The organism is Piscinibacter gummiphilus (assembly GCF_002116905.1).
GTDB lineage: Bacteria > Pseudomonadota > Gammaproteobacteria > Burkholderiales > Burkholderiaceae_C > Rhizobacter > Rhizobacter gummiphilus.
In genome coordinates this window covers 4897359-4912331 of the sequence record NZ_CP015118.1, presented here as the reverse complement: position 1 = coordinate 4912331, position 14973 = coordinate 4897359, and the positions used below count along the sequence as shown (strand labels likewise).

General features: G+C 69.4%; 17 protein-coding genes. 7 read left to right on the top strand and 10 right to left on the bottom strand.

Annotation, left to right across the window (positions count from 1 at the left end):
- Nucleotides 1–2: 2 nt before the first annotated feature.
- The 3 genes from A4W93_RS22465 (at nt 3) to A4W93_RS22455 (ending at nt 2723) form a co-directional block, all read left to right on the top strand.
- The gene (locus tag A4W93_RS22465; protein ID WP_085752728.1) at nt 3–1364 is read left to right on the top strand and encodes a DUF2403 domain-containing lipoprotein; all 1362 of its coding nucleotides are present in this window, start codon (nt 3–5) and stop codon (nt 1362–1364) included.
- Between the two features lie 41 nt (nt 1365–1405).
- The gene (locus A4W93_RS22460) at nt 1406–2005 is read left to right on the top strand and encodes a YdeI/OmpD-associated family protein (RefSeq protein WP_085752727.1); all 600 of its coding nucleotides are present in this window, start codon (nt 1406–1408) and stop codon (nt 2003–2005) included.
- A gap of 100 nt (nt 2006–2105) precedes the next feature.
- Nucleotides 2106–2723 (top strand): PEP-CTERM sorting domain-containing protein, encoded by a 618-nt coding sequence (locus tag A4W93_RS22455; RefSeq protein WP_085752726.1) that lies wholly within the window; start codon nt 2106–2108, stop codon nt 2721–2723.
- Between the two features lie 3 nt (nt 2724–2726).
- Here A4W93_RS22455 and leuD read toward each other — a convergent pair whose 3' ends face one another.
- From leuD to A4W93_RS22440, 3 genes are read right to left on the bottom strand one after another with little or no spacing between them, the layout of a single operon-like run.
- Nucleotides 2727–3377 (bottom strand): 3-isopropylmalate dehydratase small subunit, encoded by a 651-nt coding sequence (gene leuD / locus A4W93_RS22450; RefSeq protein ID WP_085752725.1) that lies wholly within the window; start codon nt 3375–3377, stop codon nt 2727–2729.
- The gene (gene leuC, locus A4W93_RS22445) at nt 3374–4777 is read right to left on the bottom strand and encodes a 3-isopropylmalate dehydratase large subunit (RefSeq protein WP_085752724.1); all 1404 of its coding nucleotides are present in this window, start codon (nt 4775–4777) and stop codon (nt 3374–3376) included. Before leuC ends, leuD begins: the two co-directional genes overlap by 4 nt.
- The gene (locus A4W93_RS22440) at nt 4774–5688 is read right to left on the bottom strand and encodes an alpha/beta fold hydrolase (protein ID WP_085752723.1); all 915 of its coding nucleotides are present in this window, start codon (nt 5686–5688) and stop codon (nt 4774–4776) included. The genes leuC and A4W93_RS22440 overlap by 4 nt, the downstream gene beginning before the upstream one ends.
- 83 nt (nt 5689–5771) lie before the next feature.
- Here A4W93_RS22440 and A4W93_RS22435 point away from each other — a divergent pair, with 83 nt between their 5' ends.
- Nucleotides 5772–6680: a LysR family transcriptional regulator gene (locus tag A4W93_RS22435; RefSeq protein ID WP_085752722.1), complete on the top strand. Its 909-nt coding sequence runs from the start codon at nt 5772–5774 to the stop codon at nt 6678–6680.
- A gap of 56 nt (nt 6681–6736) precedes the next feature.
- Here the strand turns inward: A4W93_RS22435 and truD are convergent, their stop codons facing one another.
- Nucleotides 6737–7750: a tRNA pseudouridine(13) synthase TruD gene (truD, locus tag A4W93_RS22430; protein WP_085752721.1), complete on the bottom strand. Its 1014-nt coding sequence runs from the start codon at nt 7748–7750 to the stop codon at nt 6737–6739.
- Between the two features lie 389 nt (nt 7751–8139).
- On the opposite strand from truD, the gene A4W93_RS22425 reads away from it, so the two are divergent.
- Nucleotides 8140–8703, top strand: coding sequence for an RNA ligase family protein (locus tag A4W93_RS22425; RefSeq protein ID WP_085752720.1), 564 nt, complete (start codon nt 8140–8142; stop codon nt 8701–8703).
- 34 nt (nt 8704–8737) lie between these two features.
- On the opposite strand, the gene A4W93_RS22420 is transcribed toward A4W93_RS22425, so the two are convergent.
- Together A4W93_RS22420 and A4W93_RS22415 are read right to left on the bottom strand one after the other, a co-directional pair.
- Nucleotides 8738–9208 carry a DUF4275 family protein gene (locus A4W93_RS22420; RefSeq protein ID WP_157131750.1) on the bottom strand — a complete coding sequence of 157 codons (471 nt, stop codon included), beginning with the start codon at nt 9206–9208 and terminating at the stop codon, nt 8738–8740.
- Between the two features lie 35 nt (nt 9209–9243).
- A complete protein-coding gene (locus A4W93_RS22415; protein WP_157782216.1) occupies nt 9244–9543 on the bottom strand; it encodes a DUF2917 domain-containing protein in 300 nt (99 codons plus the stop codon).
- A 145-nt stretch (nt 9544–9688) separates the two neighbouring features.
- Here A4W93_RS22415 and A4W93_RS22410 point away from each other — a divergent pair, with 145 nt between their 5' ends.
- Complete coding sequence (locus A4W93_RS22410; protein WP_099959965.1) at nt 9689–10612, top strand: LysR substrate-binding domain-containing protein; 924 nt, start codon at nt 9689–9691, stop codon at nt 10610–10612.
- Here A4W93_RS22410 and A4W93_RS22405 read toward each other — a convergent pair whose 3' ends face one another.
- Nucleotides 10613–11575 carry a TerC family protein gene (locus A4W93_RS22405; RefSeq protein WP_085752716.1) on the bottom strand — a complete coding sequence of 321 codons (963 nt, stop codon included), beginning with the start codon at nt 11573–11575 and terminating at the stop codon, nt 10613–10615.
- A gap of 6 nt (nt 11576–11581) precedes the next feature.
- Nucleotides 11582–12091 carry a universal stress protein gene (locus tag A4W93_RS22400; RefSeq protein ID WP_085752715.1) on the bottom strand — a complete coding sequence of 170 codons (510 nt, stop codon included), beginning with the start codon at nt 12089–12091 and terminating at the stop codon, nt 11582–11584.
- A 133-nt stretch (nt 12092–12224) separates the two neighbouring features.
- On the opposite strand from A4W93_RS22400, the gene A4W93_RS22395 reads away from it, so the two are divergent.
- Entirely contained in the window at nt 12225–13115 is an 891-nt protein-coding gene (locus A4W93_RS22395) for a LysR family transcriptional regulator (RefSeq protein WP_085752714.1), read from the top strand.
- A gap of 18 nt (nt 13116–13133) precedes the next feature.
- Here the strand turns inward: A4W93_RS22395 and A4W93_RS22390 are convergent, their stop codons facing one another.
- Nucleotides 13134–13601: a nuclear transport factor 2 family protein gene (locus tag A4W93_RS22390; RefSeq protein WP_085752713.1), complete on the bottom strand. Its 468-nt coding sequence runs from the start codon at nt 13599–13601 to the stop codon at nt 13134–13136.
- A gap of 47 nt (nt 13602–13648) precedes the next feature.
- Nucleotides 13649–14941: an epoxide hydrolase family protein gene (locus A4W93_RS22385; RefSeq protein ID WP_085752712.1), complete on the bottom strand. Its 1293-nt coding sequence runs from the start codon at nt 14939–14941 to the stop codon at nt 13649–13651.
- Between the last annotated feature and the right edge of the window lie 32 nt (nt 14942–14973).

The window sequence follows — 14973 nt, the reverse complement described above, 5'->3', positions numbered from 1 at the left end:
CCATGAACGAAACGTCTTCCCTCGCGCGTGTCGCGCTGCTGGCCGTGGCACTCACCGCGGCCTTGACCGCCTGTGGCGGCGGCGGTGGTGCGGCCAGTCCCGCACCGACCCCGGCGCCCGCGCCTGCGCCCGAGACGGGCAGTGGTGGCAACGGCAATGGCAACGGCACCTGGTCCGACCTCGGCAACACGCAGGCCCCGGCCCACGCGGCGGCCACGCCGGTGAACACCGGCTCGCCGTCGCCCGGCGGCACGCTCACCTTCACGAACATCGGCGCCAAGGGGTACTGGGGCCGGCGGGTCGAGACCCCGGCCGGCGACGCCAGCTGCACCGTGCAGTCGGAGGTCATCAAGTACCCGTGGGGCACCGAGTCGTGCTGCCGCGTGCCGCACGAGGTCACGAACGACAAGCTGAGCCCGTTCAACGAGGAACTCGCGCTCGTGCTCGACGGCCCGCTGCGCCTCAAGCAGCTGGTGGTCTACCAGCCGCTGGCCGCGAACGACGGCGACTGGGCGATCCGCTCGTTCTGGGACCGCCGCATGCCCGAGAAGACCTACAACTTCCACTTCTCCGGCCCCAACAAGACCACCGTGCTGCCCGCCGACCTCGGCAACAGCTGCACCGTGTACGCGATGCAGCAGAAGCCGTTCAAGTGCGGCCCCGGCAGCGACCCGTACTGCCCGGGCTCGGACCTCGACTTCACCGGCTGGAAGGGCTCGAAGCTCGTCGTGATGCTGGCCTCGATGCCGTATGCGGACGACCCGTCGATTAAGCCGCTGAGCTGCGTGACCGGCGGCAAGGACGAACGCGCGGAGGACTCGCCGTGGCTCGGCATCGCGCCGTCGGAACTGTTCCGCGACGGCTGGTCCGGGTACAGCCCGTGCCACTGCTTCAGCAACTCCAACAACGCGGGCCTCGGCGACGGCTGCGGCCAGATCAACCTGCTGGAGGTGGTGGCCGAATCGCAGGGCCGCCAGTACGGCAACCGCGACATCGTCAGCACCGGCATCCGTTCGTTCCAGGTGGGCTCGCTCGGCGGCTCGACCTGTGGCATCCAGGGCTGCGGCATCGAGAACTTCGCGGGCAATGCCGACCTGCTGGACGCCAACAGCCGCACCGTGATGACCCAGGCCGCGGTCATCGACGCGAACAACCGCGCCGGCGCCGCGGGGCCCGTGTGGCGCCGTGCCACCGACGACCGCTACTACCTCGTGCTGCTCGACGAGCAGTCCCGCGCGGTGCAGGTCGCGGTCATCCATCCGGGCAGCGTCCCGGCCGCGGCGCGGACGATCGTTCCGGCCTTGCCGAACACGCTGACCCGGAGCGCCGTCGACGGCCTGATGGCGCTGCGCCTGCCGAAGTAGCGGCAGCTACAGTGCGGGTGCACACCCACAGGAGCACCCGCATGGCACCGGTCACGGTCGACCCCCGCAAGGTCCACGAGTTCGTCGACGAGCAGGCCTTCCACGACTGGCTCTCGCGCCACCACGACGTGGAGGACGAGGTGTGGATCAAGATCCACAAGCTGGGGTCGGGCCTGCCGTCGATCACGCCGAAGCAGGCCATCGACGTGGTGCTGTGCTGGGGCTGGATCGACGCGATCCGCAAGGGCTTCGACGACACGAGCTACCTGCAGCGCTACACGCGCCGGCGCAAGACCAGTGTGTGGAGCCAGATCAACGTCGGCAACGTGGCCCGCCTCGTCGAGGCCGGCCGGATGACCCCGCACGGCCTCGCGGAAGTCGAGGCCGCGAAGGCCGACGGGCGCTGGGACAAGGCCTACGGTGGCAGCAAGGAGATGAAGATCCCCGCGGACCTGCAGGCGGCGATCGACGCCGAACCGGAGGCGAAGGCCATGCTGGCGCGCCTGACCGCGCAGAACCGCTTCGCGCTGGCGTTCCGGGTGCACCAGCTGAAGACCGAGGCCGGGCGCCAGCGGAAGATCACGGCCTTCGTCGAGATGCTCAAGCGGGGCGAGACCCTCTACCCGCAGCGAAAAGGATAGGCGCCCGGCCGTTGCACGACGGCGGCGACCGTTGGTCGGCCAGCGGTTGAAAGCAGGGACGGCGCTGCATAGAGTCCTCCGGTCATGAAGGAGGAGGACCATGGACATCCGTTCGCTGTCTGCGTCCCTGCTGGCCTTGTGCCTCGCCGCGCCGGTTCAGGCCCAGCTCTTCGAACTGGAATGGAACGCCCGGTGGGGCTGGGGCGATTTCACGTACAACCACGACGCGGTCGACCGCGATCCGGATCCCGGGGTGGGGGTGTACGACGCATCCCTCTACCGCTATCACTTCGGGGGCTGGAACAACCCGGCGACCCGCTTCTACCTGGTCGACGGGCTGGGCGGGTCGATCGTCGTGCGGGCGCAATCGGGAACTGTCGACACCCTCGGCAACTGCCTCGACACGAGGTGCACGCCGTTGTCGGTGTCGATCGCCTTCGGCGCGGTCACCGCGGACGGACCGGCGCACTATCGGATGGAACTCCGCGACGCACCCTTGATGCCGCCCGCGTGGAACTTCGGCGACGGCCTCCCACCGGAGGGCTTCCACTGGGGCTACGGCGACGTGTTCAACGACCGCACCGCCGACGTGGTGACCGGCATCGGATGGCAGACGTGGCTGAACAACGCGCCGTTCGCCGGGCCGGTGCCCGAGCCGGCCACCTGGGCGCTGTTCGGCATCGGGCTGCTCGCCCTCGCGGCGAAACGGCGGTGCTGAACCTCAGGTGCGGCCGAGCCGCTGGCGCGTGCGCCGCGCCACGTCCTTCACCCAGGGGTGCGTCGCGTGGTGGGTCGCCGCGAAGGCCTCGATGCGGTCGCGGTACGCGAGCGACGCGCCGATCAGGTCCAGCCCGTCCAGCACCATGCGGCGGTGCCGCTCCGACAGCGTGAACGGCACGGACCGCGTGGGCGTGCGCACCGTCATCGACACGGCATCGACCTCGATGTGCAGCGGTTCGTCCGCGTTCGCCTCGTTCAGCAGCGCGAGGCCGTCCTCGGGGGACACCGCCGCCACCAGCAGGCCGTTGTTCAGCGCGTTCGAGTAGAAGATCTCGCCGAAGCCCGGGGCCACCACGGCCTCGATGCCGTACTGCTGCAGGCCCCACACCGCATGCTCGCGGCTCGAGCCGCAGCCGAAGTTCGGGCCCGCGACGAGCACGCGGGTGCCGGTCCACGCGGGGCGGTTCAGCACGAAGTCCGGGCGCGGGCGGCCGTCGCCGTCGAAGCGCAGGTCCCACAGCAGGCCGCGGTCGAGGCCCGCCTTGTCGATGCCGCGCAGGAACTGCTTCGGCATGATCTGGTCGGTGTCGAGGTTGGCGATGTCCAGCGCGGCGGCGATGCCGGCGACGGGGCCACGGGCGGTGTCGTTCATGCGAGGGGCTCCAGCTGGCGCACGTCGGTGATGTGGCCGGTCACGGCCGCGGCGGCGGCCATCGCCGGGCTCATCAGGTGGGTGATGGCGCCGCGGCCCTGGCGGCCCTCGAAGTTGCGGTTGGTGGTCGACGCGCAGCGCTGGCCGGGCGCGAGCACGTCGTCGTTCATCGCGAGACACATCGAGCAGCCCGGCTGGCGCCACTCGAAGCCGGCGTCGATCAGCACCTGGGCGACCCCTTCGGACTCCGCCTGCCGCTTCACCGCACCCGAGCCGGGCACCACCATCGCACGCAGGCCGGGGGCGACGTGGCGTCCCTTCACCACCGCGGCGGCGGCGCGCAGGTCCTCGATGCGGGCGTTGGTGCACGAGCCGATGAACACGTGCTGCACGGGCAGGCCTTCGAGCGGGGTGCCTTCGGCGAGGCCCGTGTAGCGCATCGCCTGCAGCAGGCTCGTGCGCTGCTCGCCGTTCGCGGCGGGCACGCGGCCGGTGACCGGCACGGCCTGGTCGGGGCTCGTGCCCCAGGTGACGTAGGGCACGACGTCGGCGGCGTCGAAGCGGTGTTCGATGTCGAAGGGGGCGCCGTCGTCGGTGAACAGCGTGGCCCAGTGGGCAAGGGCGGCGGTGCGCTGTTCGCCGGTGATGTCGGGGGCGCGGGCGAGCACGTAGTCGATGGCCGCGGCATCGGGGGCGATCAGCGCGCCGCGGGCGCCGGCCTCCACCGCCATGTTGCACAGCGTGAAGCGCGCCTCGACCGACAGCGCCTCGATCGCGCTGCCGCAGAACTCCACCACGCAGCCGCGCGCACCCTGCGCGCCGATGCGGCCGATCACCATCAGGACGAGGTCCTTCGACGTGGTGCCCACGGGCAGTCGGCCGTCGATGCGGATGCGCATGTCGCGCGCGAGCCGGTAGACGAGCGTCTGTGTCGCCAGCACGTGCTCGACCTCGGAGGTGCCGATGCCGAAGCCCAGGGCGCCGAGCGCGCCGTAGGTGGTGGTGTGGCTGTCGCCGCAGATCACCACCATGCCGGGGCGGATCATCCCGTGTTCGGGCGCGATGATGTGCTCGATGCCCTGCAGCGTGTCGTTCGTGTCGAAGAGGGCGATGCCGTGGCGGTCGCAGTTGCGCTTGAGGTTGCTGGCCTGCAGCGCCGAGGCAGGGTCCTGGATCACGCGAAACGCGCCCGGGTGCGTCGGGATGATGTGGCTCACCACCGCGACGTTCTGGCCGGGCATCAGCACCTCGCGGCCCTGGTCGTGCAGCCCGGCGAAGGCCTGAGGGCTGGTGTACTCGTTCATCAGGTGCAGGTCGCAGAACAGCAGCACGTTGTCGGGGTCGAGTTCGACGACGGTGTGCGAGTCGACCAGCTTGCGGTAGAGCGTGCGGGCGGTCATGCGATCTCCCGCGAGAAGAAGGGGGTCACGCGTTCGAGCAGCACCTCGGGGGCTTCCTCGGCGATGTAGTGGCCGCACGGCAGCGGATGGCCCTCGACGTGTGCTGCGACGCGGCGCCACTCGGCGAGCGGGTGGAAACAACGGTGCACCACGCCCTGTTCGCCCCACAGCACGAGCAGCGGCATGCCGAGCATGCGGCCCGCATCGCGATCTTCGTGGTCGTGTTTCAGGTCGATGCCGGCCGAGGCCCGGTAGTCCTCGCACAGCCCGTGGGCCGCGCCGGGCTGGGCCACGCCGCGCTGGTACTCGGCGAGGGCGCGCGGATCGAAGGGCGCGAGGCCCGCGCTGCGGCGGCCCATCACCTCCAGCACGTAGGCGCCGGGGTCGGCCTCGATGAGCCGCTCGGGCAGCGGGGCCGGCTGGATCAGGAAGAACCAGTGCCAGTAGGCGCGGGCGAACGCCTCGCCGGTCTGCTCGTACATCGCGAGCGTGGGCGCCACGTCCAGCAGCACCAGGCGGCGCACGGCGGCGGGGTGGTCCATCGCGAGCCGGTGGGCCACGCGGGCGCCGCGGTCGTGGGCCATCACGTCGAACCGTTCGAAGCCGAGGTGGGCCATCAGTGCCACCTGGTCGCGGGCCATCGTGCGCTTGCTGTAGATCAGCGGCTCCGTGCCGGCGGGCTTCGACGAATCGCCGTAGCCGCGCAGGTCGGGGATCACCAGCGTGTGGCGTTCGGCCAGGCGGGGTGCGACCTGGTGCCAGATCGCGCGGGTCTGCGGGTGGCCGTGCAACAGCAGCATCGGGGGGCCCGAGCCGCCGACGGTGGCGGCGATCTCGACGCCGCCACCGACGTCGACGGTGCGGTGCTCGAAGCCGGGGAACAGCGCGTGGAGGGGGGAAGGGGTCGCCATGGTGTCATCGTAGGCGGCGTGCCTGCAAAGATGAATGGCCGGTGAGACACTTCATTCTTGCCTTCAACGACCGAATTGATGCGATGGATGCCTTCTCCGACCTCGCCTTCTTCAAGCTGCTGGTGGCCCACGGGCAACTGGCCGCCGCAGCCCAGGAACTGGGGGTCACGCCGCCCTCGGTGAGCAAGCGGCTCGCCGCGCTGGAGGCGCGCCTGGGCGTGCGCCTGCTCCACCGCACCACACGTCGCATGAGCCTGACGCCTGAGGGCGAGACCTACCTGGGCGAGGGCACGAAGCTGCTGGCGGACCTCGACGCGCTGGAACGCACCGTGGCCGGTGCGAAGGCCGTGCCGCAGGGCCTGCTGCGGGTGGGCGCCACGCTCGGCTTCGGCCGGCGGCACGTGGCCCCGGCGCTGTCGAAGTTCGCGCGCGTGCATCCCGGCGTGGAGGTGCAACTGCACCTCGACGACCGGCCGGTGAACCTCGTGGAGCAGGGGGTCGACGTGGGGATCCGCTTCGGCGAACTGCCCGATGCACGCCTCACGGCGCGCCTGCTGGCACCGAACCGCCGGCTGCTGTGCGCCTCGCCGGCCTACCTTCGCCGAGCCGGCGTTCCCGCCGCACCACGCGAGCTGGCGCGGCACCCGTGCCTCTTCCTGCGTGAAGGCGACGAGACCTTCGGCACTTGGCACCTGCGTGCGGGCACGCGCCACGAGACGGTGAAGGTGCGCGGCCCGCTGAGCAGCAACGACGGCGACAGCGTGCTGTCGTGGGCGCTCGACGGGCATGGCATCGCGATGCGGTCGGAGTGGGATGCGGCACCGTTCCTGCGCTCGGGCCGCCTCGTCGAAGTGCTGGGCGACTGGACCCCGCCTCCGGCCGACATCCACATCGTCTTCCCGACGAAGGAGAACCTGTCGGCGAAGACCCGCGCGTTCGTGGAGTTCCTGCTGGAGCGCTTCGCGGAACGTCGGGCCGGGGAGGGTTGGTAGGTGCTGCGGGGCGTGGGCGGTCCACGGCCGGTTGGCGGCGTCTCCTCAGGTCCTCGTCATTCGACCGCCGCGGATTCGCTCTCCGCGTGCCGGTCAGGCTCCGTGGTGCGGAGGATCTCGTTCAGGACGGACGTGGCGTAGTTCCCGGCGGGCAGGGAGAAGGTGAGCACCAGTTGATCGGCTTGGGGCCATTCCCATGACATGTCCCGCGGGCTCGCCGCCAGGGCGCGGCGCTCCTGATCCAGACCGGCGTGTTCCATGCCGTCGCACAAGGTGGCGTGACGTTCCGCCACGCCGTTCTCCAGGGCCTGGGCCTGGTCGGTGGCGCTCACGCGGCCCCGTCCCCAGAGTGGTCCGGTGGGTCGGCCCGCCTCGTCCATCACGTCACCGGGCAGCGTCTTGCCCCAGAGCCCCTGCTGGATCCGCAGCGCCAGCACTTCATTGAAGACGAAGGAGCGCACCGCCGACAGGTAGATGCCCTTTTTCTTCGGGTTGCGCACGCGGATCTCGCGCGCGAGCATGGCCCGGCCCTGCTCGACGTTGCCGCCGTCGAAGCCGAAACGCTGGGCGCCGAAGTAGTTGGGCGCGCCCTGCGACGCCACGGCCTCGAGGTTGGCCTCGATGGCATCGCGGTCGCCGGCTACCTCCCGCAGCACGATGCGGAACCGGTTGCCCTGCAGGTCACCGGGCCGCAGCTTCTTCACGTGGCGGCTCTGACCCAGTACCCGGAACTCCGGATGCTGAAGCCGGGTCAGGTCGGGCGTCTCGCCCTTGGGCAGGTAGATGCTGAACCACTGGCGGGTGATGGCGTAGCGGTCCTTCAGGCCGGCATAGCCCACGTCCCGTTCCTGCACGCCGGCGGCCTCGGCCAGTTGTTGGGCCACGAAGGCGGTGTTGGCACCGTTCTTCTCGACGTCCAGCCAGACGTGTTCGCCCTCACCGGAGGGCAGCTGCAGCGGCAGTTCGGTCACGATGAAATCCTCGTTGAGGAGTTTCAGGGTGCCGCTGGCACCACTGGCCGGGTAAGCGTGGGGCCACTGCGGCAAGGTCGTGTATCGGGCGTCGGTCATGGGCGGTACGAGAGTCCAGGCCGTGATTCTCTCCCCACCGTCGAGCAGCCGCCTGCGGCCGGCCGCTCCTCTCATGGCCGCCTCGGCAATGCGGCCTGACCGGGACACCGCGGTGCCGCGACGACACACACAGCCTTGCGCGCGCTTCACCTCATCCCTAGACTGCGCACCTTTCCCACCCGCTCGCCCACACGGAGTCCATCGTGTCCTGCCGCACCGCCGCCCTCTGAGCCGTCGACCGCCATCCGTCTCATGCCCGCCATGAGCACGGCCGCTGCAGCCACTCTCCGTGCCTCCCCCGTCCACGCCATGCGGACGGCGGACGCCCAGCCAGCCAAGCACCGCGCATGCCCCGTCGTCGGTTCGTTCCCACGAACCAGGAGACGACCATGTCTGCGCACATCGGGTCGGCGACGTCCGTCGACCCCCACATCCCCTCGCTGGAGATCCTGAAGTACCCCAGGACTCCGCACCTCGAAGGCTCGCGCCTGCAACCCGGCGACGAAGGCCACGAGCACGTTCGAATCGCCTCGCTCGCGGGCCGGCATGCCGTCATCGAGGAAAAGCTCGACGGCGCCAATGCCGGCATCTCGTTCACCTCGGGTGGCGAGCTGCTGCTGCAATCCCGCGGGCACTACCTCGTCGGCGGCGGCCGCGAGCGGCAGTTCGGACCGTTCAAGCAGTGGGCGACGGCCCACGAGGCTTGCCTGCTCGAACGGCTCGAGGACCGCTACGTGATGTACGGCGAATGGCTGTACGCCAAGCACTCGGTCAGCTACGACCAGCTGCCGCACTGGTTCTGCGAGTTCGACATCTACGACCGCGTCGAGCGCAACGCCGCGCGCGACACCACGCTGAGGCAGAAGGACCTCGAGCGGATGCTGCACCGGTGGGAGGTGCCGCTGCCGTGGGAGGCTCACGAGGTGCTCTACGAGGTCGGGACGAAAGGATGAGCGCGGCCGTGATGCGTTTCGGATGGGCGATCGCCTAAGTCCAACCCTTGGCCCTGGCCGCCTCGATCTCCCGCCTCTTGCGGATCTGAACGAGGTTGGCCGCGTCCAGGCGCATCACGTCCGGGTGCGTCGCGAAGAAGGGACCGTCCAGCCAACCGTCCTCGTGGGTGAAGGCCATGGTCCACGCGAGGTTCGGCGGAAAGACGAGGGCATCGGACAGGTCGACCTCGTCGGGTCGCACGTCGGTCGCGAGGGCGAAGCGGCGGTCGTTCGACAGCACCAGGTACTCCGGCGCTTCACGTGCCGCGTAGGCCGCCAGCGCGGCCTTGCCCCGGAGGCAGTCGTAGCCGCCGCCGCTGAACACGTGCCACAGGTAGGCCTTCATGTTGAAGCCCTGGTGGCCGTACACGCCGATCCAGGCAGTGGCAAGCGCCGAGGCTTCTGCCTCCGGCAGCACGCGCAACGCGCGGCCGGGTCGGACGAGAGGGGATTCGGGTCGGGCCATGCCCGGCAGTATGCCCCCCGGGCTCGGGCTCGGGGTCACGGCACGGGGATGGGCTGGTGTTCATCCGACGAGTCGAAGCGGAGAACGCAACGGGGCATGCCGTTGATGAACAGCCGGTCGCGCCGTGCCGCGACGTGCCGCTGGCCGGGTGTCAGCACGACATCCCGCGTGTCCGAGGCCGTCGTGATCCACGCGGTGCCCGAGAGGCAGGTCACGGAGACCTCGGCGGTGCACACGAGGCGCACCGGTGTGCCGGGTTCCATGGTGAAGAGTTGGCTCCAGCCATCGGCCTGCGGACGCGCCGACGAGATCGGCGCCATGTTCGGGATGTTCATGCGAGGGCGCCCGGAAGCGTTTCGAGTCACGATGACCGTGATTCCAAACGTCCGTCCCATGGGGGTCAAACGGACATTTCGAATGCAGGCATGCGCTCGCGGAATGCGGTTCGTGGGGCCCCGGCCCTGTGCTAAAACTCGACGCGTGCCGATCCCGCTTGCTCAACTTTCCTACCTGGACCTGCTCCGCGGTTTCGTGGCGGTGGGCCGGCGCATGAGCATCACGCTCGCCGCGAAGGACCTGCACCTCACCCAGTCCGCGGTGAGCCGTCAGGTCCTCGCGTTGGAGGAACGCGTGGGCACGCTGCTGCTGGAGCGCGGCTACCGCTCGATTGCGCTGACCCCGGCGGGAGAAAAGCTGTTCCGCGTGGCCGACGACGTCATCGGGCAGTTGCAGGAGGTCCTCGGCGACATCGGCGCGTCCGCGGCGGCGCAACCCGTGCGGCTGACGGCCAGCATCGGCGTGACGGGGCTGTGGCTGGTGCCGCGCCTGAAGAACTTCCAGCAGTTGCGTCCCGGGGTGGACCTTCGCATCTCGGCTCACAACGGCGTGCTGGACCTGCGGCGTGAAGGCATCGACCTCGCGATCCGGTACACCGCGCCGGCGCTGGCCGCCGAGGGCAGCACCCGCCTGTTCGGTCATTCGATCGCGCCGGTGGCCCATCCGTCGCTGGGGCTCCGGCGGCTGTCTTCCGCGCAGGCGCTGTCGGCCTGCTCTCTGCTGGCGTACGACGACTCGACCTACCCGTGGCTGCAATGGTCCGACTGGCTGATCTCGGTCGGATGGGGCCCCGCCACACCCCGGAGCGTGCAGCACTTCAACCAGTACGACCAGGTCATCCAGGCGGCCGCCGACGGCCAGGGCGTCGCGCTCGGGCGCCTCGAACTGATCCAGCCGCTGCTCGACGAGGGCCGCCTCGAGCAAGTGGGTCCCACCCGGCCGAGCCACGCATCGGATCATGCGTACTGGCTGGTGCGAGCCGACGAGCACCCGCGCGAAGACGTGCGGGTCGTGGCCGACTGGCTCGAGGCGGAGGCGCGGGCGTGCCGCGTCACCACCGACCGGTGATCAGGGCGCGGGCTTGCCCGGCGAGCGCTTCAGGCTGAGGACCACGGATCCCGCGACGATCGCCCCCACCACCAGCAGCGACCACTGCACCGGCATGTGGAACCACGGTCCGATCAGCATCTTGCCGCCGATGAACACGAGCACGATCGCCAGGCCGTACTTGAGCAGGTGGAATCGCTGCGCCATGTCGGCGAGCAGGAAGTACAGGGCGCGCAGGCCCATGATGGCGAAGATGTTGGACGTGAAGACGATGAACGGGTCGGTGGTGACCGCGAAGATGGCCGGGATGCTGTCCACCGCGAACACGAGGTCGCTGGCCTCGATCATCACGAGCACGAGGAACATCGGCGTGGCCCAGCGGCGGCCGTCCCGCATCACGAAGAACTTCTCCTCCTGGAACTCCGGGGTGATGCGCATGTGGCTTCGCAGCCAGCGCAGCAGCGGGTTCTTGCCGAGGTCGGGCTGCTGTTCGGCGAAGGCCAGCATCTTGATGCCGGTGATCACGAGGAACGCGCCGAAGACGTAGAGCACCCACTCGAACTCGGTCACGAGCCACACGCCGGCCAGGATCATCGCGGCGCGCATGACGATGGCACCGAGCACGCCGTAGAGCAGCACCCGGCGCTGCAGGTGCGGCGGCACCGCGAAGTAGCCGAAGATCATCACGAAGACGAACATGTTGTCGACCGAGAGGGACTGCTCGATCAGGTAGCCCGTGACGAACTCCAGCGCGATGCGGTGGGCCGTCGGCCGGTCCACGGTGGTGTCGACGTACCACCACAGCAGGCCCGCGAACGCGAAGGCCAGCAGCACCCAGGCCGTCACCCACGCCCCGGCTTCCCGCACCGACACGCGGTGGGCCTTGTTGCCGCCGAAGACGAACAGGTCCAGGGCCAGCATCGCCAGCACGAAGGCGATGAAGCCGGCCCACATCGGGGCGGTGGCGAGGGATTCGATGTTCATCGTCGTTCAGTCCGCCGTGGCGACCCACAGCGCCGTGAGGCCGGTGCCGATGCCCGCCGGAATGCCGAAGCGTTCGAGCCGCGAGGGCACGTCCCCCGCGATCACCTCGACCGGCACGGAGGTCAGCGCGATCACCCGGTTGACGACCGACCCTTCGACCATCCGGAGCAGCAGGTTCTTGCGCGTGGTGCCGATGACGATGCGGTCGCACCGGAATCGCCGTGCGGCCTCGGCGATGCACGACGCGCGGTCGCCGACCTCCCAGTGCACGGTGTGGCGCACCCCCGCGGCGTCGAGCGAACGGCTCGCACCGGCGAGCACCGGGACCGCCTGCTCACGGTGGAAGTCGGTGCAGGCCTGGTGGCCGATGTGGCTCGCCACGTGGCCCGGCAGGGGCGTCTGGACGTTGAGCACATGGACCTGCAGGTCTGCGTCCTTGCGCGAGAGGTCGATGACGTGCTGCACGCCGAGCCGCGCGTTGGTGGATCCATCGAATGGCAGCAGGATGGTCGACATGGTGTGGCTCCTTCGGCGACATCTCCGTGGGGAGAAATCTAGGCCACCCGTGCACGTCGAGGAAGGTGAACTTACAGTCGTTCAACTTCGGTTTTTTCGAACCACGACCGCACCGGGGACTTGGAGATTCGAGATGAACCTGCCCTTCAACTACCGGCACCTCCACTACTTCTGGGTGGTGGTCAAGGAAGGTGGCATCGCCCGGGCCGCCGAGCGGCTGGGCATGGCGGTGCAGACCGTCAGCGGGCAGGTGCGCGAACTCGAAGGCGCCCTGGGCTTCGCGCTGTTCAAGTCGTCGGGGCGCAGCCTCGAACTCACCGAGGCCGGTCAGGAGGCCTTCCGGCATGCGGACGCGATCTTCCAGCTCGGGACGCAGCTGGCCGCGTCGGTGCGCGAGGTGGCGACGTCGACGTCCCGGCGCTTCGCGGTGGGCATCACCAACGGGCTGCCGAAGGCCGCGGTGGAGCGCCTGCTGGAACCGGTGGCGCGCGTGCCCGGTGTGCACCTGCAGGCCTGGGAGTACGGCTTCCACGACATGCTGGCCGCGCTGGCCCTGCACCGGCTCGACCTGGTGCTGGCCGACCGCGCGGCCCCGGCCAACCCCAACCTCAAGGTGTTCAACCACCACCTGGGCGAGGCCTCGATCCGGTGGTACGCGACGCCCGCGCTGAAGGCCTCGACGAGCGCGCGCTTTCCCGAGTGCCTGGGTGAACTGCCGCTGCTGCTGCCCACGCCGGACATGGCGCTGCGAGAGCGCATCGGCCTCTGGTTCGAACGGCAGTCGATCCGGCCGAACGTCATCGGCGAGTTCGCCGACAGCGGCATGATCGCGACGTTCGGTGCGTACGGCATGGGCGCCTTCCCGGCGACGGGCTGGTCCCATGCCGACCTGACCCGCCGGCAGGGCCTGAAGCTGCTGGGCCGTTCGCCCGAGGTGTCGGAGCAGATCTATGCGATCAGTGCGGAGCGCAAGATCGAGGATCCGCTGATCCGGACGTTGCTCATGCAGAAAGTGGTGCAGTGAAACCTTCGCATCCGGCGCTCAGGTCGGCGTGGCCGCGAAGGCCGCCCCGAGGTTGCCGAGCACGTCCAACTGCCCCAGCAGGATCGTCGCCGCGGTGTAGCAGTGGAACGACGTGACCTTGCCATCCTCGAGGTGGAAGACGTCGCAGCACGGCGCATGGATTTCCTTGCCGGTCCGCTGGATCGTCCCCGCGGGCAGCGACAGGGGGCCGCGGTGCGTGCCGTTGAGGGACAGTTCGACCACGACGACGTCGCCGACCACGTAGAACTTGTCGAGTGCGCGATGCATGTCGGGGAAGGCGGCTGCGTAGATCGAGACCGTGCGGCCGATGTCGTCGCCGAAGTATTTGGCCCCGGCGGACACGTCCCAGAAATAGCCGTTCGGTGCGAAGAGCGAGACAAAACGCTCGACGTCCTGGACCTCGGCAGCTTCGTAGAGTTCGCGAATCACCTGCTCGTTCAGGCTCGCGGTCGCGGTGGGGGCCATGGGCATGTTCGTTTCCTGTTGACGACGTGGGATGGGAAGAGAGGGCATCAGGTGCGGACGGAACGAAACGCCTTGCGCATCTCTTCCGAGAACAGCTGCGGCTGTTCGAATGCGGCGAAGTGCCCGCCGCGATCCACCTCGTTCCAGTAGATGAGGTTCGGCCAGTGCGCCTGGGCCCACGCCTTCGGCGCGCGGAAGATCTCCTTGGGAAACACGGTCGCGGCCATCGGGAGATCGATGATCCCGCCATCGAAGCCGGTGTTGCCCTTCTGCGTGTTCTCCCAGTAGATCCGGGCGGACGATGCCGCCGAGTTGGTGAACCAGTAGACGGAGATGTCGTCGAGCATCGCGTCCATCGACAACGCGTCCTCGGGCCGCCCCTGGTTGTCCGTCCACGCCTGGAACTTCTCGTAGATCCAGGTCGCCTGTCCCGCGGGGGAGTCGGCGAGGGCGTATCCGAGGGTCTGTGGCCGCGTGGCCTGCTGCTTGAAGTAGCCGAACTGGTCGTTGGCGAAACGCCCCACAGCCTCCATCGCGGCCTTCTCCTCCGGTGTGGGGTTCTCGGGCATCTTGGCGGGGAACACGAACTGCCAGTTGACGTGCGCCGCGATCAAGCCCTCCGGCTTCAGGTGGGCGAGCGCGTGGGTCACGCCCGCGCCCCAGTCGCCCCCTTGCGCCACCCAGCGCGAGTAGCCGAGGCGTTTCATCAGGACACCCCAGGCCTTCGCCGTTCGGACCACGTCCCACCCGGTCTCCGCCGGCTTGTCGGACCACCCGAAGCCCGGCAGCGACGGGATCACGACGTGGAACGCGTCTTCGGCACGTCCGCCGTGGGCGGTCGGATCGGTCAGCGGGGCGATGACCCGGATGAACTCCGCGACGGAGCCGGGCCACCCGTGCGTCAGGATGATCGGCAACGCGTTCTCGTGCCTCGACTTGACGTGGATGAAGTGGATGCCGAGCCCGTCGATCCGCGTGCGGAACTGGGGATGGCTGTTGAGGGTGCGCTCGAATCGCCGCCAGTCGTGGCGGTCGTGCCAGTAGGTCACCAGCGCCTTCGCCGATTCGAGCGGCACGCCCTGGGACCAGTCGTTCACCGTGCTCCGCTCGGGCCACCGCGTGGCGGCCAGCCGGCGCTTGAGGTCGTTGATCGCAGCTTGTGGCACGGCCACGCGGAAGGGCGTGATCGCCTCGCCCGGCGCTGCCGGCTCCGCCGCCAGGACACCTCGGGACCAGAGGGTGGAAGACAGGGCCACGGCGGAGGCGCCGCGGGCCAGGGCACGCACGACGTCACGACGTGCGATGCCGTGGGAGGACAACAGATTCGATTCTTCGGACATCGGGGTTCCTTGTGTACGGCTCGCGGTCTCGC